20 protein-coding genes and 1 tRNA gene are annotated in these 23,150 nt (G+C 68.0%); 10 read left to right on the forward strand and 11 right to left on the reverse strand.

Annotated elements, in window-relative coordinates; all coding sequences use genetic code 11:
- Positions 1-25: 25 nt before the first annotated feature.
- From ACH46_RS01860 to ACH46_RS01875, 4 genes are all read right to left on the reverse strand, one after another.
- Positions 26-1,531 (reverse strand): MFS transporter, encoded by a 1,506-nt coding sequence (locus ACH46_RS01860; RefSeq protein ID WP_062391434.1) that lies wholly within the window; start codon positions 1,529-1,531, stop codon positions 26-28.
- Between the two features lie 120 nt (positions 1,532-1,651).
- Complete coding sequence (locus tag ACH46_RS01865; protein ID WP_062391435.1) at positions 1,652-2,329, reverse strand: cache domain-containing protein; 678 nt, start codon at positions 2,327-2,329, stop codon at positions 1,652-1,654.
- Positions 2,326-3,078 (reverse strand): FadR/GntR family transcriptional regulator, encoded by a 753-nt coding sequence (locus ACH46_RS01870; RefSeq protein WP_062391436.1) that lies wholly within the window; start codon positions 3,076-3,078, stop codon positions 2,326-2,328. The genes ACH46_RS01865 and ACH46_RS01870 overlap by 4 nt, the downstream gene beginning before the upstream one ends.
- 137 nt (positions 3,079-3,215) lie before the next feature.
- Positions 3,216-4,397, reverse strand: a complete 1,182-nt coding sequence (locus tag ACH46_RS01875) for a hypothetical protein (protein WP_062391437.1) — start codon at positions 4,395-4,397, stop codon at positions 3,216-3,218.
- A 126-nt stretch (positions 4,398-4,523) separates the two neighbouring features.
- On the opposite strand from ACH46_RS01875, the gene ACH46_RS01880 reads away from it, so the two are divergent.
- The 10 genes from ACH46_RS01880 to ACH46_RS01925 all read left to right on the forward strand — a co-directional run bounded on the left by ACH46_RS01880 (position 4,524) and on the right by ACH46_RS01925 (position 14,739).
- The gene (locus ACH46_RS01880) at positions 4,524-5,789 is read left to right on the forward strand and encodes an aspartate kinase (RefSeq protein ID WP_062391438.1); all 1,266 of its coding nucleotides are present in this window, start codon (positions 4,524-4,526) and stop codon (positions 5,787-5,789) included.
- Positions 5,790-5,800: 11 nt separating this feature from the next.
- Positions 5,801-6,826, forward strand: a complete 1,026-nt coding sequence (locus ACH46_RS01885; protein ID WP_062391439.1) for an aspartate-semialdehyde dehydrogenase — start codon at positions 5,801-5,803, stop codon at positions 6,824-6,826.
- A gap of 443 nt (positions 6,827-7,269) precedes the next feature.
- Positions 7,270-8,562 carry a lipase family protein gene (locus tag ACH46_RS01890; protein WP_082399314.1) on the forward strand — a complete coding sequence of 431 codons (1,293 nt, stop codon included), beginning with the start codon at positions 7,270-7,272 and terminating at the stop codon, positions 8,560-8,562.
- An 86-nt stretch (positions 8,563-8,648) separates the two neighbouring features.
- The gene (locus ACH46_RS01895) at positions 8,649-10,055 is read left to right on the forward strand and encodes a hypothetical protein (protein WP_062391440.1); all 1,407 of its coding nucleotides are present in this window, start codon (positions 8,649-8,651) and stop codon (positions 10,053-10,055) included.
- Between the two features lie 47 nt (positions 10,056-10,102).
- The gene (locus ACH46_RS01900; protein WP_062391441.1) at positions 10,103-10,765 is read left to right on the forward strand and encodes a hypothetical protein; all 663 of its coding nucleotides are present in this window, start codon (positions 10,103-10,105) and stop codon (positions 10,763-10,765) included.
- 79 nt (positions 10,766-10,844) lie between these two features.
- Positions 10,845-11,276: an Ohr family peroxiredoxin gene (locus ACH46_RS01905; RefSeq protein WP_062391442.1), complete on the forward strand. Its 432-nt coding sequence runs from the start codon at positions 10,845-10,847 to the stop codon at positions 11,274-11,276.
- A 33-nt stretch (positions 11,277-11,309) separates the two neighbouring features.
- A complete protein-coding gene (locus ACH46_RS01910; RefSeq protein WP_062391443.1) occupies positions 11,310-11,777 on the forward strand; it encodes a hypothetical protein in 468 nt (155 codons plus the stop codon).
- The gene (locus ACH46_RS01915) at positions 11,774-13,243 is read left to right on the forward strand and encodes a hypothetical protein (RefSeq protein WP_082399316.1); all 1,470 of its coding nucleotides are present in this window, start codon (positions 11,774-11,776) and stop codon (positions 13,241-13,243) included. The genes ACH46_RS01910 and ACH46_RS01915 overlap by 4 nt, the downstream gene beginning before the upstream one ends.
- 10 nt (positions 13,244-13,253) lie before the next feature.
- On the forward strand, positions 13,254-14,609 hold the full coding sequence (locus ACH46_RS01920; protein WP_062391444.1) for a DUF2252 domain-containing protein: 1,356 nt from the start codon (positions 13,254-13,256) through the stop codon (positions 14,607-14,609).
- A 56-nt stretch (positions 14,610-14,665) separates the two neighbouring features.
- Positions 14,666-14,739: transfer RNA gene (locus tag ACH46_RS01925), tRNA-Pro, on the forward strand.
- Positions 14,740-14,908: 169 nt separating this feature from the next.
- Here the strand turns inward: ACH46_RS01925 and ACH46_RS01930 are convergent.
- From ACH46_RS01930 to ACH46_RS01960, 7 genes are all read right to left on the reverse strand, one after another.
- Positions 14,909-15,706 carry an iron ABC transporter ATP-binding protein gene (locus ACH46_RS01930; RefSeq protein ID WP_062391445.1) on the reverse strand — a complete coding sequence of 266 codons (798 nt, stop codon included), beginning with the start codon at positions 15,704-15,706 and terminating at the stop codon, positions 14,909-14,911.
- Positions 15,703-16,734 (reverse strand): iron chelate uptake ABC transporter family permease subunit, encoded by a 1,032-nt coding sequence (locus ACH46_RS01935; RefSeq protein WP_062391446.1) that lies wholly within the window; start codon positions 16,732-16,734, stop codon positions 15,703-15,705. Before ACH46_RS01935 ends, ACH46_RS01930 begins: the two co-directional genes overlap by 4 nt.
- Complete coding sequence (locus ACH46_RS01940) at positions 16,721-17,623, reverse strand: ABC transporter permease (RefSeq protein ID WP_120298791.1); 903 nt, start codon at positions 17,621-17,623, stop codon at positions 16,721-16,723. Before ACH46_RS01940 ends, ACH46_RS01935 begins: the two co-directional genes overlap by 14 nt.
- A 123-nt stretch (positions 17,624-17,746) precedes the next feature.
- On the reverse strand, positions 17,747-18,733 hold the full coding sequence (locus ACH46_RS01945; protein WP_062391448.1) for an ABC transporter substrate-binding protein: 987 nt from the start codon (positions 18,731-18,733) through the stop codon (positions 17,747-17,749).
- 154 nt (positions 18,734-18,887) lie between these two features.
- Positions 18,888-19,448, reverse strand: a complete 561-nt coding sequence (locus ACH46_RS01950; protein ID WP_062394848.1) for a sugar O-acetyltransferase — start codon at positions 19,446-19,448, stop codon at positions 18,888-18,890.
- Between the two features lie 26 nt (positions 19,449-19,474).
- Positions 19,475-20,464: a metallophosphoesterase gene (locus ACH46_RS01955; protein ID WP_062391449.1), complete on the reverse strand. Its 990-nt coding sequence runs from the start codon at positions 20,462-20,464 to the stop codon at positions 19,475-19,477.
- Between the two features lie 81 nt (positions 20,465-20,545).
- On the reverse strand, positions 20,546-22,963 hold the full coding sequence (locus ACH46_RS01960; RefSeq protein ID WP_062394850.1) for a penicillin-binding protein: 2,418 nt from the start codon (positions 22,961-22,963) through the stop codon (positions 20,546-20,548).
- Positions 22,964-23,150 lie beyond the last annotated feature (187 nt).

The following is a 23,150-nucleotide window of genomic DNA, read 5'->3' on the forward strand; positions in this document are numbered from 1 at the left end:
ATCGTCCGGGGGCGGGGAGTCTGCGCTATGCCGAGCGACTCCCGCGCATCACGACGTAGACGACCGCCGAGAGCACCAGCAGCGTGCTGCCGCCCGCGAGTGCCGCGACGTGCAGACCGTCGACGAAGGCGGACTTCGCGGCGAGCGCCGGCGCATCGCCCGCGCCACCGAGTTCCGCCGCTTGCTTCAAGGTCTCGCCGAGCGAGTCCGCGAAGCCGTGGCCGTCGTCGTCGGCCAGGAAGACCGCGGTCGCGACCGACCCGAGAACGGCCAGGCCGAGTGCGGTGCCGAGCTCGAAACTGGTCTCCGAGATGCCCGACGCCGCGCCGGAGTGCTTCGGCGGAACCGAGCCGACGACGATGTCGGTCACGAGGGCGAACTGGATGCCGAACCCGATGCCCGCCACCGCAGTGAGCGCCATGAAGATCCACAGGGACGACGACGTGCCCAACGCCAGCAAGCCGATCGTCGCGATGCCGGCCAGGGCAGCGGAACCCGCGAGGGCCGACCGCGGGCCGATCAGCCGAGCGACCCGCTCGGCGAGGATCGAGAACGCCGCGATGGTGACGGCCATCGGCAGACCGGCCAGTGCGGCGGCCAGGACGTCGTGCCCGAGGACCGACTGCAGATACGTGTTGGTGAGGTAGGCGATGCCGCCCTCGGACATCATGCCGACGAGTGCGACGGCCAGGCACGCGCTGAAGGTCGCGTTCCGGAACAGCCGCAGGTTCAGCAGCGGCGCGGCCGCGCGCGACTCGTGCCACAGGAAGGCGACGAGCATGGCGAGGCCGAAGAGGGCGGCGCCGATGGCCTGCGGTGACGGGCCTGCTGTCGCGAAGGCCTTCACCGCGTACACCGCGGGCAGGATGCCGAGCAGTGAGAGGATCACGCCGAGGACGTCGAACGGCGCGGTGCTCGTCGCTCGGAACTCGGGGAGGATGGCCAGACCGATGGCGAACAGGATCGCCAGCACCGGCACGTTGATCAGGAACACGACGCCCCACCAGTAGTGGTGCAGCAGGATGCCGCCGAGCACGGGACCGATCGCGGCGCCGCCTGCGAACGCGGAGGTCCAGATGCCGATGGCCCGGCCGCGCTGACGACTGTCGGGGAACATGTTGGCGATCAGCGCGAGGCTGGCGGGCATCAGGGTGGCGCCGCCGAGTCCCATCAGAGCGCGCGCCGCGATGAGGGCTTCCGGTCCGGGCGCGAACGCGGCGAGCACCGACGCGCCGCCGAAGACCGCGGCGCCGACGAGCAGGATCAGCCGACGACCGATTCGGTCGCCGAGATTACCCATCGTGATGAGCAGACCCGCGATCATGAAACCGTAGATGTCGAGGATCCACAGCTGCTGCGTGGCCGTCGGATCCAGTGACGCGACGATCGTCGGCATCGCCAGGTAGAGCACCGAGAAGTCCATGGAGACCAGCAGCACCGGCAGCATCAACACAGCCAGGCCGATCCAGGTTCGGCGATCCGCCGGCGGTGCGGGGATCGACGACACAGAGACCGGTGGTGCCGCGGACATGCGTGTAGAGCTCCAGGAATCGAACAGGGAGGGCGAGGCGGATCCGCTTCGCTGACCCGTTGAGGCTACGCCCGGACCGTCGTCTCCGGCGACCTGAATTCGGCTCGCGTGATGCAGTCGTCAGGCGATGACGGCGAGGCCGTGGCCGACATCCCAGCGGTGCTGCGGATCGACGGCGAAGTCCCCGGGCGTCACCAGCGGCGCCGCGGTCACGATGACGCGGTCCTCGGCGTTCACGAGCGCGGCCGTCGGAGCCACTGCGGTGAGCATGCGCAGCAGGCGGCGTTCGAGGGTCGCCACGGTCACGTCGACACCCGCCACACCGGCGGGATCGGGGGAGCGGTGCCAGGTCACCGGCGCCGTGTAGGTCAGTGCGAACGCGTCGGTGCACAGCAGGTCGACGTACGGTCCGGTGATGTGCAGCCGGCCCGAGCTCATCGGAAGTCGGAACCAGTCGGCGTCCACGTACCGACCCGCCGTCGCCGACGACAGATTGGCGAGGGCGTCCACGCGTTCGCAGTCCGGGCCCTGCCACCAGGCCATGAAGGTCTTGCTGCCGCTCACCAGGTTCTCGGTGGCGATGAACCCGGCACCGGCGATCGCCGACTCCGGATCCGCGAGGAGTTCGTCGACATCGGGTTTCACGATCCGGTCGATCGCCGCAGCGGTGAGCGTGCCGTGATGGGCGGCCAAAGAGTGGCCGAGCGCCACCACCCAGCGCTGCACACGATCGGAGATCATCGCGAGGGATCGCGCCACCTCGGCTACCTCGGGCGGGGTGGGCTGTGCCTGAATCATGACGGTCTCTCCAACGCTCTGGTCGACTCGGCGTGCCTGGACAGCAACCACGACGACACGTGCAGCACCAGGGCGCGCATCGCGGTCTCCGCGTCCGACTCGCTGCGGGATTCGATGGCACTGACGACCCGCGACCGGTGATCGGCCGCCGCGCGCCGGAACTCCGGGTCGGTGTTCGGGAGATAGCTGAGGACGCCGCACTCCGACAGGGTCTCCATCAGGGCCCGCGCCAGACGCGCGATGCGGCCCACGGTCGCGACCTCGATCAAGAACTCGGTCGCCAGCCGCCGCGACACCCCCGGATCGTCACAGTCGGGGTTGACGAGGGCCCGCAGCCCTTCGATGTCGCGCCCGCCCGCTCGCAGTGCCGCCGCGCGGGCGCAGGCACCGGCCAGGGCCTCGATGTGCGCGGTGAGCTCAGCCAGCTCGAGACGGGTGGTCGCCCGCAGACGTGCCTCGGCGTGCTCCACGCACGGTTCCAGATCCGGAGAGATGAAGCTGCCGCCGTTGCGGCCGCGCGTGGTGACGACGACGTCGTCGGACCGGAGGCGGGCCAGTGCCTCGCGAATGGTCAGCGGCGAGACGCCCAGGGCGGCGGCGAACTCCACCTCGTTGGGCAGGCGCTGGCCGGGAAGGAGCAGTCCGGATTCGGCCGCCTCGGCGATCCGCTCGCTGATCTGGTCGACCAGCGAACCTGAACGGAGCGGAGTGAACACCGCCGACATGCTGCGCGTCGGTGCGGTGAACATGCGTCCGTCGTCCTCTCGTCGCACCGGCCTGGGGCGAACGTCGTCCCCGGGTCACGGCAAACATACCCGGACCGTCCGGCCGCCGGGCACGACGGTCCGATCGGGATGAAACCGGCAGACCTCCGAGAGGCGACGCCTCAGATCGCGTACTGGAACACGGTCAGCATGTGCATGCCGAACCACCCCGAGAACAGCGCGACAACTCCGAGGAAGGCCACGATCTCGCCGTTCGGGCGCCGCGCGATCCGCAACGCCACCGGAATCAGCAGGACGAACGCAGGCAGCAGCAGGCGTGCGCGGCTCATCATCAAACCGTCCGACAACAGGATCGAGGCCACCACCCCCGCGCCGTACACCAGAACCGGCCACGGGATGCGGTCCACCGCAGACCAGATCAGGAGGACGACGATCGCCATGATGATCAACGCGGTCGCCACGGCGGCGAAGTCCCCGGCGTGCAGGAGAGTCGTGGTGAGGAACCGCCACGTCGCGGCCCCGCCGTCGATCTTCGTGTTCCATCCGGTCGTCTGAATCTCGAACCAGCCGCCGAGCCGCCCCGTCTTCGACGCCACCAACGCCAGATAGCTGAGGTACCCCAGCGGCGCCAGCACGATCGCCGCCCACGCGCGGGGGCCGTCGCGCCGCGACAGGAAGGCCGCGATCATCACCACCCCGATCACCGCGGCCGCTGTCGGACGCACCGCGCCCGCCCCCAGGGCGGCCAGACCCGCGAGCAGCCACCGATGCTCCAAGACACCGACCAGCGCCCAGGCGGCGGCCGCACAGAACAGGGCCTCCGTGTACGCCATGTTCAGCACCACCGACATCGGCGTCGCCGCGAACAATCCGACCAGCACGATGCCCGCCGTCGACGTGCTCGGCGGTCGAAGCGAGTCGCGGACGCGCTGGGCGCACACACGGCCCACGTGACCGACAGCCACCGCCGCGCACAGTCCGGCGACCACGTTCACGAGCATCGCGGCGGCGAACGGCGTCAGTCCCGGAACAAACGTGACCGTTCTCACCGTCATCGGATACCCGGGGAAGAATGCGTACGCCGTGAACTCCGTGTGGATGCCGTTCGCGTCCGCGAAGTTCAACGGGACCCCGCCGTAGCCGTAGCGCGCGATACCGAGCATCCACTCGCCGTCCCACTTCGACAGGACTTGCATCATGCCCAGGTGCTTCGACACCGAGACCGCGGTCAGTACGGCCAGCCCGACCATCCGAACCGCGACGTACACGGCCATGCACCGCAGAGCGAACTCGTAGTCGGTGCACCAGCGCCGAACCGAGTCGGTGGTGCGAGGGGTACTCATCGGACGCGATCCTACGGGCGATCCTCGAGGCGATCGCTGAAATGTGTCTGGCCGGGAGTGGCGGGTAAGGTGAACGCGGCGCAAGTCCCGTAGACGGATAGATGAAATTCAGGAAGGTTGCACGACGTGGCACTGGTCGTCCAGAAGTACGGCGGTTCCTCGGTGGCGGATGCCGAGCGCATTCGCAAGGTGGCCGAGCGGATCGTCGAGACCAAGCGTGCAGGCAACGACGTCGTCGTGGTCGCCTCCGCAATGGGTGACACCACCGACGAACTCCTCGACCTCGCCGAGCAGGTGAACCCGAATCCCCCGGACCGTGAGATGGACATGCTCCTCACGTCGGGTGAACGCATCTCCAACGCACTCCTCGCCATGGCGATCGAAGGACTCGGCGAGCGAGCCCACTCCTTCACCGGTTCGCAGGCGGGTGTCATCACCACCAGCAAGCACGGCAAGGCCAAGATCATCGACGTCACCCCCGGCCGCGTGCGCAGCGCGCTCGACGAGGGCACCATCGTCCTCGTCGCCGGATTCCAAGGCGTCTCGCAGGACACCAAAGACGTGACGACCCTCGGTCGCGGCGGCTCCGACACCACCGCCGTCGCCCTCGCCGCGGCACTCGAAGCCGACGTCTGCGAGATCTACACCGACGTCGACGGCATCTACACCGCCGATCCCCGCATCGTTCACAACGCCCAGCACCTCGACAAGGTCTCCTTCGAGGAGATGCTCGAGATGGCCGCGTGCGGCGCCAAGATCCTCATGCTGCGCTGCGTGGAATACGCGCGCCGCTACAACGTTCCAGTACATGTGCGCTCGTCGTACTCGACTAAGCCCGGCACCCTCGTGTCCGGCTCGATGGAGGACATCCCCGTGGAAGAAGCGATCCTCACCGGAGTCGCCCATGACCGCAGCGAAGCTCAGGTCACCGTGGTCGGCATCGAAGACAAGCCCGGCTACGCAGCCAAGGTGTTCCGTGCCGTCGCCGACGCCGAGATCAACATCGACATGGTCCTCCAGGGCGTGTCCGCGATCGACACCGGCAAGACCGACATCACCTTCACCCTGCCCAAGGAACTCGGCGACGTCGCCGTCGCAGAACTCGGCAAGCTCAAGGACGAGATCGGCTTCGCGGAAGTGATCCTCGACGACAGCATCGGCAAGGTGTCCCTCGTCGGTGCGGGCATGAAGACCCACCCCGGCGTCACCGCCACCTTCTGCGAATCGCTCAGCGAAGCAGGCATCAACATCGAACTGATCTCCACCTCGGAGATCCGCATCTCGGTTCTGGTCCGGGAATCGGACCTCGACCGCGCCGTCCAGGTGCTGCACGAGGCCTTCGACCTCGGCTCCGAGGAAGACGCCGTGGTCTACGGCGGAACCGGACGATAGGAGAAACGGACATGGGTATCCGACTGGGAGTCGTCGGCGCCACCGGCCAGGTGGGCGGCGTCATGCGTCAACTGCTCGAAGACCGGAACTTCCCGGCCGACGAGATCCGCTTCTTCGCGTCCGCGCGCTCCGCGGGCAAGACCATCCAGTGGGGCGGCCGCGACATCGTCGTCGAAGACGCCGAGACCGCCGACCCCACCGGCCTCGACATCGCCCTGTTCTCCGCGGGCGGCACCATGTCGAAGATCCAGGCACCCCGCTTCGCGGCCGCAGGCGTCACCGTCATCGACAACTCGTCCGCCTGGCGCAAGGACCCCGACGTCCCGCTGATCGTCGCCGAAGTCAACGGCCACCTCGCGAAGAACACGCCCAAGGGCATCATCGCGAACCCCAACTGCACCACCATGGCGGCCATGCCGGTCCTCAAGCCGCTGCACGACGCCAAGGTGCTCAAGCGCCTCATCATCTCCAGCTACCAGGCCGTCTCCGGCAGCGGGCTCTCCGGCGTCCGCGAACTCGCGGGCCAGGTCCGCGCCGGCGCCGCCGACGCCGAGAAGCTCGTCTACGACGGCCACGCCGTCGACCTCGGCGAGAAGATCAACTACGTCGCACCCATCGCGTTCAACGTCGTCCCCCTCGCGGGCAACCTCGTCGACGACGGCACCGGTGAGACCGACGAGGACCAGAAGCTGCGCAACGAATCGCGCCGCATCCTCGACATCCCTGGCCTCCTCGTCAGCGGCACCTGCGTCCGCGTCCCCGTCTTCACCGGCCACTCGCTGTCCATCAACGCCGAGTTCGACGAAGCCGTCACCCCGGACCAGGCCCGCGAGATCCTCGCAGGAGCCCCCGGCGTCGCCCTCGCCGACGTGCCCAACCCGCTCGACGCGGCAGGCGGCGACGTCTCCCTCGTCGGCCGCATCCGCCAAGACGAAGGCGCACCCGAAGGCCACGGACTCGCGCTGTTCGTGTCGGGGGACAACTTGCGCAAGGGGGCGGCGCTCAACACGATTCAGATCGCTGAGTTGTTGGTGTAGCTCTGTACTTGTCGTGCGCACGCGCGGCCCGCTCACGTGCGACGGGTCGCGGTGACGACGTTGCCTCGGCAGTCCTCGCTCCTCGCCTAGCGGCTCGTCCCTGCGGAGAGCTCGGCGAACGTCATCACCGCGACCCGTCGGACGTGGGCTGCTCGGCGCTGATCGGTGCTGTTCCAGAGGTGCTGCGATCTGTCGTCGTGAGCTTCTTTTCGATCTTCTGCTTCCAGCGTTCTCTTGCGTTTCCTCGTCTGCCGTTTCCGCGCTGGGTAACCGTTCCCACATGAGGCGTTGCTTCCCGCTGCACGTCCGACGTGTAGCGGGAAGCAACGCCTCATGTGGGAATCGACGTCTTCGGCGGGAGTGTGGCTCCTGTGGCGGTCGTCACCGGTGAAACGGGCAAACTGGGGCTACTCATCGGTAAGTTTGTGCTCTACATTACGAGGATGAGAAAAATTCGGGGCTTTGTCTCATCCACGTCATCCATCGGCGGGTTCGCGAAGCGGGCCGCCACCATCGCGGTCGTCGGCACCGTGGTCGGGAGCGGGCTCGTCGTCGGCACCGGCACGGCGCAGGCGGCGAACTTCTACACGCCGCCGTCGAACTTCGCGTCCGCGCCCGGCTCGGTCGTCAAGACGCAGCCGACGGAACTGCTCCTGCAGATCCCCGGCATCCGCGGCCAGTGGCCCGGAACCGCCACCAAGATCATGTACACGTCCACCAAGCAGGACGGTGCACCCACCGCGGTCACCGGAACCGTCGTCGAACCCACCGCACCGTGGCGCGGCAAGGGCCCGCGCCCCACCGTCGTCCTGGCGCCCGGCACCGTCGGACAGGGCGATCAGTGCGCCGGATCCAAGATGCTGTCGTTCCCCATGTCCATCGACCCGACCAAGCCGAGCCTCGGCGTCAACTACTCGGGCCTGGAGATGAACCTCTTCCTCCTCAACGGCGTCCGCGTCGTCATGACCGACTACATCGGCCTCGGCACCCCGGGCATCCACACCTACGTCAACCGCCTCGAGTCCGGCCACGCCGTGCTCGACGCCGCGCGCGCCGCGCTGAAGGTCGCCAAGGCGCCCAAGGACGCGCCCGTCGCCTTCTCCGGCTACTCGCAGGGCGGTGGCGCCGCCGCGTCGGCCGCCGAACTGGCGTCCACGTACGCCGCCGACCTCAACGTGAAGGCCACCTACGCGGGTGCGCCGCCCGCCGACCTCTCCAAGGTCATCACCAAGATCGACGGCACGTTCATCGCCGGTGCGATCAGCTACGCCATCAACGGCCTCGCCGCCCGCTACCCGGCGCTCGGACCGATCCTGACCAAGGAGACCAACGCCCACGGCGAGCAGGTCCTGCACAACGTCGCGACCCAGTGCATCGCCGACACCGGCCTCTCCTACGGCTTCCAGCGCACCAACCAGTGGACCCGCAGCGGCAAGTCCCTGGCCTCGGTGATCAACGGCTACCCGGAGATCCAGAAGATGCTGGCCGACCAGCGCATCGGCACTCTGAAGCCGAACGCCCCCGTCCTGATCTCCACGGGTGTCAACGACGACGTCATCCCGCACGGGCAGGTGGTCCAGCTGTACCGCGACTGGAAGAAGCAGGGCGCGACGGTGCACCTCGCCAACGACTACACCCCGCCGATCTTCCCCGGCCTCGTCGTCAACCACGCGATGCCGATGCTGTTCACCATGCTGCCTGCGACCAACTTCATTCTCAGTGAGTTCAATCGCTGAACGGGGCCCACAGTTGAACCGGGGTTTTCATGACGTGCGGCCCGATTCGCCGGTGCCCTCGGTCGATCGCATGATCGACTGAGGACATGGGAGTGGGGAAGCGCATCCTGATCGTCGTCGCCGCGACGATCCTCGGGCTCGCCACGGCGTCCATTGCGACCGCCGCGGCGAGCCCTTCTGCATCCGGGACCGGACCGGCCTGGACGTCGCTGATGCACGGCGACCCGGAATCGACAGACAGCACGGCCTATCGCGGTCCCGGAAGGACCGGGCACCTGGCCGCGTCGAGCACTCCCGGCGGCGTCTGCGCGGCCACCTTCGTCGGCAGCGACGGCTACCCGGTCTCGCTGTGCACCGCCTACGTCGCCGGCAGCCCGCCGCAGTTCGCGACGCCCGTCGTCACCCTGTTCCATCCGCGCACCGCGCGGGTCCTCGCGCGTCTCCCGCTGACCAAGGGGCAGCTGCTCGGCGGCGTGTACGGCTTCCTCGACGACCACGACCGCGTCGTCGTCGCCGACGGATCCGGACGCATCCTGCGCGTCGGGCACCACCGCACGACCGCTGGCTGGGAGCTGCGGGTCGATGCGGCCACCGACATCTCGAAGCATCTCGACGGCGACGGCGTCACCGGCCTCGCGCCCGATCACCTGGGGCGCACCTGGTTCGCGACCACCGGCGGCGTCGTCGGCACCGTCGCCCAGAACGGTCGGATCGGCACCGCACGACTGCCCGGGAGTGAACAGCTCGGCAACGGGCTCACCGTCCACCGCACCGGCGTCTCCGTCCTCTCCACGCATGCGCTCTACGAGATGCGAGCCGACGCCGACGGTGTCCCGCGCACGGTGTGGCGCCGCACCTACGACCGCGGGATCGCGCGCAAACCCGGCCAACTGACCTGGGGCTCAGGCACCACCCCCACCTACTTCGGACCCGGCGGCGACGGCTGGGTGGGGATCGTCGACAGCGCCGCCGTCCCGAATCTCATCGTCTACCGCTCCGACGACGGCTCCCGGGTCTGCCGGATGCGAGCGTTCGCAGCGCCGAACCAGGGGACCGAGAACTCGCCGATGGCGTGGGGACGCAGCCTGGTCATCCCCAGCACCTACGGCTTCCAGTACCCGCCGATGGCGGTGAGCGGACCCAGCGTGCCTGCGGCGGCACCCTTCCGAGGCGGCATGACCCGCATCGACGTCTCCGACGGCCGCTGCCGACGCGTGTGGGAGACCACCACCGATCGGATGGCGACCCTGCCGAGGCTGTCGCGCGCCGACGGTCTGATCCACGGCCTCGCCTACGGGCCGTATGCACCCGGACCGCAGCAGTTGGGACCGGTGAACTACGCGGCGATCGACTTCGCCACCGGCCGACGCGTCGTCACCCGACGCGTCGCGACCGCACCCCTCGACGAGCCGCTGCAGCTGACCGGGATGATCGCGCCCGACGGTGCGCTCTGGCAGGGGACCGCCACGCGCATGCTGAAGATCGCCCCGTGAGCCCGCGGACGGGTCGGCGGGTGCCGTCGTCTGCCATTATCGAGGGCATGACGACACCTCGACCGTCCGACGACCCCGATCGGCCTCGCATCCCCACGCAGGCCGAACTGGATGCGGAGGACATGGCGGAGATCGCTCGGAGGTCGAAGGACAACGATCACAACAACCGGTATCCCGCCCGCCCCGTCGATCCCGGTGCGCCGCCGCGCGTGCTGACCCGCGACGCGCGCATCGTGTTCTACATCGCGGCCGCCGCCTGTGCCGCGTGGATGATCTACGGATTCGTGAACCTGTCGTGGCTCGAATCGTTGATGGCGGAACGACTGCTGCCGGGGCTCGAGAGCGTGAAAGGTATCGACCCGGACACCAAGGCGGTGTCCATGGCCGACTTCTGGACGCCCGGCTTGCTGATCGGCATCCCGCTGTTCACCGCCCTCGGCTATCCGCTGCTCGTCGGCATCGCGAAGGGGCACAGCCGCAATGTGCGGAGCATCTACCTGTCGCTGATCGTCGTCACCGTCCTGTTCACCATCGTCGGCTCCGACCTTCTGTTCGGATATCCGGAGGTCAGCGTGGTGGCCCGTGTCCTCGCGTGGATCCACTGCGGTGCACTGGTTCTGTCCGGACTCATCACCCTGCGCAAGCAGGTCAGCGAGTGGCTGCCGTTGTCTATGGCCGCGAAGCCCTTCCGCCGCTCGCGCGACGAGTAGGTTGGAGGAACGGGCCCGTGCTGCGTGATGATCGCGCCGACGAGCCCGCCCGTGCCAGAAGAACCGATAGGAGAATGCAATGACCGTGAGCCCCGTGTACCACGTCTCGTCGACCTCTACCGGAGGCGGCCGAGACAGCGAGGTGGTCTCGGAATCCGGCCGCATCGACCTCGTCCTGGCGCCGCCGGTCGAGATGGGCGGCAACGGCGACGGCAGCAACCCGGAGGAGCTGTTCTCCGCCGGTTGGGCCGCCTGCTTCATGGGCGCGCTGCGTCTGATGGCGAAGAACAAGGGCGCCACTCTCACCGATGAGACCGCGGTGAAGGTGACCGTCGGCATCGGCAAGGACGACGCCGACGGCGGTTTCGGACTGACCGCCGACATCGACGTCTACCTTCCGGGACTGGAGACGGCTGCGGCCGCCGAGCTGGCTCAGGCCGCGCACGGATTCTGCCCGTACTCGAAGGCCACCCGCGGCAATATCGCCGCAACCGTGACGTCGCGAGTGTGATTCGCGGCACGAGGGCCGGTACCGTGACTTCTCGTGAGTAACTGGGCCATCGTCGCCGCCGTCGCTGTACTGGCGGTCACCATCGCGACCATCGGATACGTGCGATACCGCCAGAACGAGACGTCGACGCTCCGCAACGACGCCGACCTCGCCGTCCGCCTCCGCGAACTCGCGGGCAAGGACGCCGTTCGGCTGGCCGCGGTCGACGAGTTCGAGACCGCCGTCTACGAGCGACTGTTCTACACGCGGGCCATCGGTCCGCGCGTCCGGGCCGCGGCGTGGGCGTTGCTGGCCGCCGTCCTGTCGACCGCGGGAGTCCTCCTGCTCGACGGGAACACCAGCACCGCCAGCGTCGTTGCCTGGGCGGCCGCCGTCGTCTTGGCCATCGCCTTCGGCGTGGCCGCGGTGGTCTTCGTCGTGCTCGCGGTCTACGCCACGCTGACCACCCCGCGCGTCTCGTTCGACGAGTCGTACGAGTCCGCAGAGGCGGATCAGGAGTGACCCGGCGGCGCCGCTCGTCGGTGCTCGGTCGGTGGATCTCGGCGCTGGTCGTCGGAATCCTTGTTCTCTCTCTCGTGGCGGCGTCCGCGATGGTCGCCGTCGTCACCCGGCCCGTCAGCGTGCTGCCCGCAGCCTCCGTCGAGACGATCGCTGAGCCGGGGGTTCCCGACGCGGTTCTGGTGAGCCGCACTCTCTTCGGGGCGTCGCCGACCGCCGTGGTGGTGCCCGAGCGGACGGATGCGGCGTCGTCGGCCGCAGCCGTCGAGCTCACGAACCGCAATCGCGTGCCGATGTTCCGCGTCGCACCCACCACCGTCGGGGCGGTCGCCGACGAACTGCGCCGACTCGGCGTGCAGCAGGCCGTTCGGATCGGCGGTGAGGTCCCGGATCTCGGAGTGCCCGTCACCGACGACACCGGTGTCGTCGCCGGCGATGCCGCGCCGAACGGCGAGGGGACCGTCGTCCTGCTCTCGCAGGCGGGCGACGACGCCGTCGCTACGGCGCAGGCCTCCGGTGCCGAGACCGTCTCCATGCCCGCCCCGGACCCGCGCGTCTCCGGCGAGGCCGTTCGGCTCCTCAAAGAACAGCCGGACGCACCGGTTCGGGCGATCGGTCCGGGCTTCGGCGATCGCGCGCAACTGGTGCGCCGCATCGAACTGGCGCGGACCGTCCCGGAACTTCCCGGCGGCGGTCAGCTGATGTTTCCCGGCCGACGCGTCGTCGCCCTGTACGGGTCGCCCGGCGCGCCCGAACTGGGGCCGCTGGGGCGCCAGAGCATCCCGGCGAGCATCGCCCGCATCAAGGCCCTCGCCGCGCGCTACGACAAGCTCTCACCTGTTCCCGTGGTCCCCGGTTTCGAGATCATCGTGTCGGTCGCGTCCGCCGATCCTGGACCCGGCGGGAACTACACCTCGGTGCTCGATGTCGCCGCCATCCGCCCTTGGGTCGACGCAGCCCGCAAGGCCGGCGTGTACGTGACGCTTGACCTGCAACCGGGGCGTACGGACTTCCTCACCCAGGCCAAGATGTTCCGCGCTCTGCTGCTGGAACCGCACGTGGGACTCGCGCTGGACCCGGAATGGCGGCTGAAGCCGAATCAGGTGCACCTGACGCAGATCGGCTCCGTCGAGCCCGCCGAGGTGAACCGCACGTCGAGCTGGTTGGCCGACCTCGTCGCACGGAACAACCTGCCGCAGAAGGCGCTGGTGCTGCACCAGTTCGACGCCGACATGCTCGGCGATCGTCTGAAGATCGACACGAGCCGCGACGAACTGGCCTTCGTGATCCACGCGGACGGGCACGGCGTCCCGCACGTGAAGATGTCCACCTGGAATCGCATCGTGCAGGGTCTGCCTCCGCGAACGTGGTTGGGGTGGAAGAATTTCTTCACAGAGGACAAGCCGATGTTCTCGCCGAAGCGGACGATGGACGTCCAACCGCATCCGTGGTTCATCTCGTACCAATAGAGAGGCCCCCATGGCGCTGTCCGTCGATCAACTGGCTGCGGTCCCCGAGAGTGTGCAACGCGCCGACCCGCTGGCGATCCTGAGCGATCAGGACCGGACCCGGCTGGCCGACCTGGTGCCCGTTCGCCACGAACGGATGAGCGCGACTGCCTTCACCTTCTACCGCGGTGCCGCCGCGGTGATGGCGTCCGACCTCGCCGCCACCCCGGACAGCGGCATCGTGACCCAGTTGTGCGGCGATGCGCACCTGAGCAACTTCGGCCTGTTCCGCTCGCCGGAGCGTGCCATGGTCTTCGACCTCAACGACTTCGACGAGACCCACCCCGGGCCCTTCGAATGGGACGTGAAACGACTCGCCGCCAGCATGGTCGTCGCCTCGCAGGCCAACGGTTTCGAGGAGAAGGCAGTCCGCGACGCCGCACGTCACTCCGCGAAGAGCTACCGCAAGGCGATGGTGGCTGCGGCGGAGAAGACGGCCCTGGAATGCTGGTACGCCCGGGTGGACGCCGACGAGGTGGTGGCCGAGATCGGCGACCGCTTCGACACCGCGTCGTCCGCAGCCACCCAGAAGAACCTGGAGAAGGCCAAGCACCGCGACAGTGCGCAGGCACTGGAGAAGCTCTGCTACTTCGACCTCGCCGGCGCGCACATCAAGAGTGATCCGCCGCTGCTGGTCCCTGCGGGCGAGATCATGCCGGACATGGGCAGGGACCAGCTCACCGCGGCGTTCACCGCCGGTTTCGAGCGATACCGTGGCACCCTGCAGAACCACGTCGCAACCTTGTTCGGGCAGTACCGGTTCATCGAGGCCGCACGGAAGGTGGTCGGCGTCGGCAGCGTCGGCACCCGCTGCTGGATCGCGCTGTTCGGCGGCGATCACGTCGGCGATCCACTGTTCCTGCAGATGAAGGAGGCCACGACGTCCGTCCTCGCGCAGTACGTGCCGGGCTACGAGTACGAGAACCAGGCCGTGCGCGTCATCGACGGTCAACGACTGCTGCAGGCCTCCAGCGACATCCTGCTGGGCTGGGTGCAGCAACTGGCTTTCGAAGGGCAGCAGAACACCGACTTCTACGTTCGGCAGCTCCGCGACGGCAAGGGCTCGGTGGTCGTGGAGGCGCTGGCCCCGGAGGGCATGAAGTACTACGGCCGCCTGTGCGGCGACGTGCTGGCCCAAGCGCACGCGCGGACCGGTGCGCGAGCCGAGATCGCCGCGTACCTCGCCGACGCCGGGAAGCCGTTCGACAACGCGATCGCCGACTTCGCCGTCGAGTACAGCCGACTCAACGACGGTGACCACGCACGTCTCGTCGAGGCCATCGCCGACGGTTCGATGAGCGCCGACGCCCTCGAAAAGTCCTCCTGACCAGTCGATTTAATACTTTCGCCACCTTCGTTGTAGGCTAATGCACGCTAGACCAACGGGGTATGGCGCAGCTTGGTAGCGCGCTTCGTTCGGGACGAAGAGGTCGTGGGTTCGAATCCCGCTACCCCGACGCTTTGGTTGAGAAGCAGTAGAGGCCCTCGGATCGCAGAAATGCAGTCCGGGGGCCTCCTCGTTTCTCCAGAATCTCCGGTCCGTTCGAGACGTTCCGGTCGCCTGAATACTTCGGCCCCCGAATCCCTCTCACAGATGGATTCGGGGGCCGAAAAATCTCGGAGCCCTCAGGACTGCGGCGCAGCCTCCGCCGGTTCCAGGTCGGGCAGGCCCGCGTAGACGGCGACGGGGATGCCGTCGAGGATGTGGACGCGCACCGTGGTCCGGAAGATCTCGGTCAAGAGATCGGAGTCCATGATCTCGGCGGGAGTGCCGCTGGCGACCACGTCGCCTTCGCGCAGCACGACGATCCGGTCGGCGTAGGCGGCCGCGAAGTTGAGGTCGTGCACGACGACGATCACCGTCTTGTCGAGGGCGTCGGCGGCACGCCGCAGCCGGCCCATCATGCGGACCTGATGGCGCATGTCAAGGTTGTTGAGCGGTTCGTCGAGCAGCAGGACGTCGGTGTCCTGCGCCAGGGTCATCGCGACGTAGGCGCGCTGGCGCTGCCCTCCGGAGAGTTCGTCGAGGAAGCGGTCGGCGAGGTCGTGGAGTCCGAGGAAGCCGATGGCCTCGTCGATCTTCGCGTGGTCGAGGTCGGTGAGTCGCCCGCGCGAGTGCGGGAACCGGCCGAAGGCGATCAGGTCGCGCACCGAGAGACGCGCGTTGACGCCGTTCTCCTGCCGCAGAATCGCCAGGCGCTGCGCGAACTCCGCGGGCTTGTACGACGTGACCGGACGGCCGTCGAGACTCGCCGTGCCGGACGTGGCGTCGACGAGCCGCCCGACGATCGTCAACAGCGTCGACTTGCCTGCGCCGTTGGGGCCGACCAGGGCGGTGACGCCGCCGCGCGGGAAGGCGCCCGAAACGGGGCCGAGGACGGTGCTGTCACCGTACGACTTGGTGAGGTCGTCGAACTCGATCACAGGTTGCCCTTTCGCAGGAGGAGGATCGCGAGGAAGGCGGCGCCGCCGCAGAACTCGATGATCACGGTGAGCGTGCCCGCCGCGTAGAAGATGTTGTGGATGACGAACTGCCCGGCGGCGAGGGTGAAGACGCCGATCAGCACCGACATCGGGAGGGTGGCGCGGTGCCGCCAGTCGCCCGCCAACTGGTAGGCGAGGGTGGCGACGATGAAACCGAAGAACGTCAGGGGGCCCACCAGGGCGGTCGAGACGGAGATCAGTACGGCGATCAGCACCAGCGCGAGGGTCAGTTCGCGCTTGTGGTCGACGCCGAGGCTGGTGGCGCTCTCGCGGCCGAGGAGCAGGACGTCGAGCACGTGGCGCCGCCGCCAGACGATGACGCCGACCACGAGACAGATCACCGCCGCGATCGGCAGCAGTTCGGTGTTCACCGATCCCAGTCGCCCGAACAGCTTGATCTGCAGGGCGTCGAAGTCCGACGGGGTGATGAGCCGCTGCAGGAACTCCGACATCGCACGGAACGCGAGACCGATCACCACGCCGGCGAGGAGCAGCAGGAACAGGCTGGAGAACCGGCCGGAGAACATCCAGCGGTACAGCAGGCCCGCGAACAGGACCATGCCGGCGGTCTGCAGCAGGAACTGCAGGATGCTGTCGCTGTTGTCGACGAACCGCGCGCCGACGATCGCGACGCCCACGGTCTGGATCAGCACGTAGAGGGCGTCGAGGCCGATGATCGACGGTGTCAGGATCCGGTTGTGGGTCACCGAGTGGAACAGGACCGTCGCGACGCCCTGGCAGAACGCGGCCAGCACGATCGCGGCGACGGTCCGGAGCCGCCGCTCGAACGACGGACCGAACCGGAGGTCCCACTGCAGGACGTCGTCCGCGCCGGTGCGCAGCAGCAGGTAGAGGAGGACGGCGCCGCCGGCGAAGGCGCCGGCGATCGCCAGCCTGGCCTGCCAGGACACGCGCGTCGGGCCGCCACCGTCGAGCGACGGGGCCGCGGAGGCTTCAGAGACTGCCACGGAACCTCCCGGAGAAGATGATGGCGAGGAAGGCGACGGCGCCGATCACGCCCATGATCACCGACGTGGGGATCTCCATGGGCGCCACGACGATCCGGCCGATCAGGTCGCACCCGATGATGAGGACGGTGGCGACGACACCGATCCACGGCAGGTTCTTGCGCATGTCGTCGCCGCGCAGCATGCTCACGATGTTCGGGACCACCAGGCCCAGGAACGGGATGAAGCCGACGACGACGCTCGTGACACCGGTCGCGAGCGCGACCATCGTGACGCCGACCGCGAGGGTGCGGCCGTAGTTCAGGCCGAGACTGGTCGCGACATCGCGACCGAGTCCGGCGATCGTGAAGTAGTTGGCCAGCAGATAGGTCGCCACGGCGACCGCCAGGACCGCCCACAGCGGCTCGTAGAACCCGCGGACGATGTGCGAGAAGCCGCCCGACCGCCACGCGACGACGGCCTGCAGCATGTTCTGCTGCACCGCGATGTAGGTGGTGACCGCGCCGATCACCGCGCCCAGCATCAGGCCGACGAGTGGGACGATGGCGGTCTTACGCGCCCGGATGCGGTTGATGATGCCGAGGAAGAGGACGGTGCCGATGAACGCGGAGGTGGTCGCCACGACCATCCGCACCAGCGGGGACGCGCCGGGAAGGTAGAGGAAGCACAGCAGGACACCCAGGCCGGCCCATTCGGCGGTGCCTGCCGTCGTCGGCTCCACGAACCGGTTCTGGGTGAGGCGCTGCATGATGACGCCGGAGAAGCTCATGGCCAGGCCCGCGAAGACCAGGGCCAGGGTGCGCGGCACCCGGGAGATGAAGAACATCCGCCACATGTCGGCGTCGCCGGACAGCAGCCCGGACACCGTGATGCGGTATTCGCCGACCATCAACGACGCCGCGACGAGTACCACGCAGGCGACGGCGGCGGCGGGGAGAACGAATCGACCCGGGCCGGAAGCTGTGGAGCTCCCGGCCCGGGTCCGCGTTGCGACCGAAGTAATCACGACAGGCTATTTCTTGCCCATCGCGTCGGCGATCGCCTGGTAGTTGTCGCCGTAGCACTGGATGCCCTCACGCAGGTAGAACTGCGGGTCCAGGTAGACGATCTGGTTCTTGTCGGCGAAGGTGGTGCCCTTGAAGGCCTCCTGCGCGGCGAAGACCTGCTGCGCGGGCTTCGCCTGCTCGCCGTTCTCCGGCTTCACGGCCGCGTCACGGTCCATGACGAACACCCAGTCGGGGTTGGCCTGGGCGATGGCCTCGGGAGTGAGGCCCGAGTTCTGATGCAGGTCGCCGCCCGCACCGCCGAAGACGTCCTTGACGTTCAGGGGCGCGGTGAGCGGGCTGATGCGCTTGGCGCCGTTGTCGATCTTTCCGCCGCTGACGACGGACAGGAAGACGCTCTGGCCGGACGCGACGCCCTTGGCGGCGTCGAGCTTGCCCTGGAAGTCGCTGATGATCTTCTCGGCCTCGTCCTGCTTGTTGAAGATCTTGCCGAGGATCTCGGTCTGACGGATCATGGCGGCCACGCGACCGCCCTCGGCCTTGTCGTCGGCGGCGATGTCGATGTACGACGCGCCCGCGGCGTCGGCGACCTTCTTCAGGTCGTCGTTGTACTTGCTGAAGCGGTAGCCGCCGATGATCAGGTCGGGCTCCACGTCTTCGACGACGTCGAACTTCGGCTCGTTGTGTGTGCCGACGTCCTTGATGTCGTCGTTCTCGGTCCAGTCCTTGAGCTGATCGGTCTGGAACAGCTGCTTGGGGATGGCGACGGGGGTGATGCCGAAGGCCTTCACGGTCTCGGCGGCGGTGTTGTCGAGGACGACGACCCGCTCGGGGTCGGTGGTGACCTCGACGTCGCCGGTGTTGGTGGCGACGGTGATCTTCTCGCCCGAGGCGGATTTCTCGTCGTCGGACGTCGTGGAGCAAGCGGTGAGCGTCAGGCCGGCAGCGAGGATCGCTGCTGCGACGGCACTGCCGCGGCGGAGTCGGGAGAACATGAAGTAAGCCTCTCATTACGCAGGTGAGGCAAAGGTAACAAAGGATTGGCTTAGTTGGGTAATTGCTCTCCCGATGAGTAAGAGCGACGCAAGCTCGTCACCCTTGGTGTTCGTTACCCACTGCGGGTGAAGGGCTACCCGGCAAGCGGATTCGTCACCGAGCGGCGTCGTCTTCGGCAGGCAGCTGTCGGATCACGCGTGCCGGATTGCCGACCGCGACGACGTGGTCGGGGAGGTCGCGGGTGACGACGCTGCCGGCCCCGACGACCGTGTTGCGGCCGATCGTCACGCCGGGGCAGACGATGACGCCGCCGCCGAACCACACGTTGTCACCGATGACGATCGGTGCCGCCGACTCCCAGCGGGCACGACGGGCACGGTGGTCCTCCACCGGGTGCAGCGCGGTCAACAGTTGGACACGTGGGCCGATGGAGCAGTCGTCGCCGATCGTGATGGTGGCGCAGTCGAGCAGGATCGCGTCGTAGTTCACGAAGCTGTTGGCGCCGATCGTCACGTTGGCGCCGTAGTCGCACTGCAGACGCGGCATGATCCAGCTGCCCTCGCCGAGGCCGCCCAGCAGGTCGCGCAGAATCGCGGTGCGCTCGTCGTCGGCGTCGGCCGGCGTCGCGTTGAAGCGGTCGAGGAGACGGCCGCACGCCTTACGCAGTTCGACGAGCTCCGGGTCGCTGTCGCGGTAGAGCTCGCCCGAGAGCATCAGCTCGCGGTTCGACGCCACGGAGGTCAGCCGATCTGACCCGCCAACTGCGGCAGCGACTGGTCCTCGCGGCTGTCGTCGCCGCCGTGCGAGACGGGGGTCAGAGTCAGCAGCGACGCCTCGGGGCGGCACGCGAACCGGGCGGGCGCGTAGGGCGACGTGCCGAGGCCGGCGCTGACGTGCAGCTTCATGGTCGAACCCCAGTTGGAGACGCCCTTCACCCGCGACCGATCGATGTGGCAGTTCGTGACCAGTGCGCCGTATCCGGGGACGCAGAGCTGTCCACCGTGTGTGTGGCCCGCCAAGACGAGGTCGTAGCCGTCGTCGGCGAAGGCGTCGAGCACCCGCGGCTCGGGGGAGTGGGTCAACCCGAGGCGCAGCTGTGCCAGGGGGTTCGGGCGTCCGGCAATGGCCTCGTACCGATCGCGTTCGATGTGCGGATCGTCGACGCCCGCCGCCACCAGGCGCACATTGCCGACCTCGAGCTCGCGGACCGTGTGCGTGGCGTCGAGCCAACCGCGTTCGGTGAAGGCGGCACGCAGATCCTGCCAGGGGAGCGGCTCACCGTGCGTGCGCTTGTGATCCTTCTTGAAGTACTTCAACGGGTTCTTCGGCTTGGGGCCGAAGTAGTCGTTGGAGCCGAACACGAACAGGCCCGGCCGGGCGAGCAGCCCGCCGAGCGACTGCACGACTGCGGGGACGGCGTTCGGGTGCGCCAGGTTGTCGCCGGTGTTGATCACCAGATCCGGCTCCAGGCGTTCCAGCTCGGAGATCCAGGCCCGCTTGAGGTGCTGGTTCGGCATCATGTGGATGTCGCTGATGTGCAGGACACGCAGCGGCGTCGCGCCGACTTCGAGCACCGGCAGCGTCGCATGGCGCAGGGTGAAGGAGTTCCGCTCGATCATCGTCGAATAGACGAGGCCCGCCGCAGCGGCACCGGCCGCACCGGCGGCGACCCGAACGAGGGCTGAGGAGTCACGCGAGGACGGAAGTCCGAATCCAGGAACCGAAACCATGCCTGACAGGGTACGCGTCGACCCTGACAAGAACCTCAGACGACGACACCCCGTCGCGCCGAAGCGACGGGGCGTCGGACGTCAGTCCTCCGGGACCTCGATGACCACCGGGCCGACGCCCGGGACCTGGACGGTCTTCTCGGCAGACTTCTGTTCGCCTGGCTTGCTCGACTTCCCGCGACCGTTGCTGACGTACATCGCAATGGTGCTGCCGGGCATCGCGCTGTCGGACGGCGCCGTGAACACGACGGTTCCCTTGGGGCGTGTGCTGTCGACCTCGAGTTCGGTGACCTTGAAGCCCGCCTCTTGCAGTCGTGCTGTCGCCTGGCTGGCGGGGAGCCCGCTGACCTGCGGGATCCGACCGCTGTCACTGCCCGCGACGTACTGGGGATCCTTCGGCGGCAGGCTCACCGGACCGAACTTGGTGGCCATCGGCAGCATCGCCGAGTACCACGTGCGGGCCGGCTCCATGCCGCCGTACAGGTTGCCGTCGTAGCACTGGCGCAGCGGCGACGAGCAGATCCCGGAGGGGTGCGGGCCGTCGTTGTAGGTGTAGACCGCAGCGGCCAGGCGGTTGGTGAAACCGAGGAAGGCCGACGAGCGGTGCGCCTCGGTGGTGCCGGTCTTGCCCGAGAGCGGGAGGTTCCAGCCGACCGAACCGGCGGCGCCTGCCGACGTGCCGCCACCCTTGTCGTCTTCGCTCATCGCGTTCGCGAGGGTGTTCGCCAGACCCGAGTCGACGACCTGCTCGCACTTGGGCGGGTTGAACGGCACGTTGACCATCGCCGGCGTGCCCTCCTTGGTCTTGATCGGGTTGCTGTACGGGTCGCGCTTGACCTGCTGGATGGACTGGATCGGGTTGGGCGGGCACCACACGCCGCCCGAGGCGAGCGTCGCGGCGACGTTGGAGAGCTCCAGATCGTTGACCGCGAACGGGCCGAGGGTGAACGAACCGAAGTTGCCCTTCTTGATGTAGTCGGCGAGGCTCTGCTCGCCGACACCCGAGGTGTTGGGCTGGTTGTACGAGCGGAGACCCAGGCGGACCGCCATGTTGACCGCCGGGGTGACGCCGACCTGCTGCAGCAGTTGGACGAACGTGGTGTTCGGGGAGGTCGCGAGGGCCTGCGTCACCGACGCCGCCGGCGGATACGGTCCCGCGTTCTTGACGCAGTAGGCCTTCGCCGGGCAGCCGAACGCGCCGTTGCTGTCGCCCATGCCGTAGACGGCGACGTTCGAGGGGATCGGCAGCACGGCGGAGGTTCCGAGGCCCTTCTCCATCGCCGCGGCGGTCGTGAACAGCTTGAAGATCGACCCGGCGCCGTCGCCCACCATCGAGAACGGCTGCGGCTGAACGGTCTCGTTCTTCTTGCCGTTGAGTCCGTAGTCGCGGCTGGAGGTCATCGCCAGGACGTCATGCGAGTTCTTGCCCGGGGCGATGATGTTCATGACCGTGGCGATGCCGTCGGTGTTCGGCGAGGTGTTCGCCTTCACCGCGCGCACCGCATTGGCCTGCACTTCCGGGTTCAGGGTGGTGCGGATCAGATAGCCGCCCCGCATCACCTGGGCGCGGGGGATCCCGTTGTCCGCCAGGTACTGCAGCACGTAGTCGCAGAAGAACCCGTTGTTGTCGGCGGCGATGCATCCCTGCGTCGGCGTCTTCGGCGACGGCAGCACGCCGAGCGGCTTCTTCTTCGCGGCCTCGAGCTCGGCTCTGCGGTCCGGGAAGTTGCTGATCATGGTGTCGAGCACCAGGTTTCGGCGCGTGATGGTGGCCTGCGGGTCGGTGTACGGGTTCAGTCCCGAGCTCGACTGGACCATGCCTGCGAGCATCGCGGCCTGCTCGACCGTCAGCTCCTTGGCGGAGTGACCGAAGTAGGTCTGCGACGCGGCTTCGACGCCGTAGGCGTTGTTACCGAACGGGACGACGTTCAGGTAGCGCGTCACGATCTGCTTCTTCGCGTCCTGCTTCGCGGCGGCCTTGTCCAGACCCTTCTCACGCATCGCCTGGTCGGTGAGCGTCTGCTCCAGCGTGAGCGCCATCCGCACCTCGCGCAGCTTGCGGGCAGGCGTGGTCTCGACCGCGGCCTCGCGCTCGGCCTCGGTCCTGGCGAGGACCAGGAGCTGATAGTTCTTGATGTACTGCTGATCGAGCGTCGATGCACCCTGCTGAACCTCGCCCGACGACGAGTTCTTCAGCGCCGCACGGATGGTGCCCTTCCAGTCGACGCCGTCGTGCTCCAGGAAACGCCGGTCCTCGATCGAGATGATCGCCCGGATCATGTCCTGCGAGATGTCGTTGTATCCGACCTGGTAGCGGTACTGATCGAACAGGGTGGCGATGGGTTTGCCGTTGGCGTCGGTCACGGTGGTGACCTCGGGGACCGTGCCGCCCAGAAGCTCGGACGACGAATTCTCCATCGTGGCGGCCGCTCGGTTGGAGAGGACGCCTGCTCCCGTCGCGATGGGGAAGAGCAGTCCGGCCACGAGGACTGCCGCCATCACGATGGCGAGGGCGAGGCCTGCGAGGTTCGAAGTCTTGCGCACGACCGCCAGGATACGTGTGATTCCTGTGCATGCCGGGAAGCGACCTGCATCAATGTGGATACGGACGTAACGAAGCGGTCGCACGATAATCCACCGACTTGCGATGTACCGGCGCCCTCAATAGATTGGAGACGTGAGTTAC

The sequence above is a fragment of the Gordonia phthalatica genome (assembly GCF_001305675.1).
GTDB lineage: Bacteria > Actinomycetota > Actinomycetes > Mycobacteriales > Mycobacteriaceae > Gordonia > Gordonia phthalatica.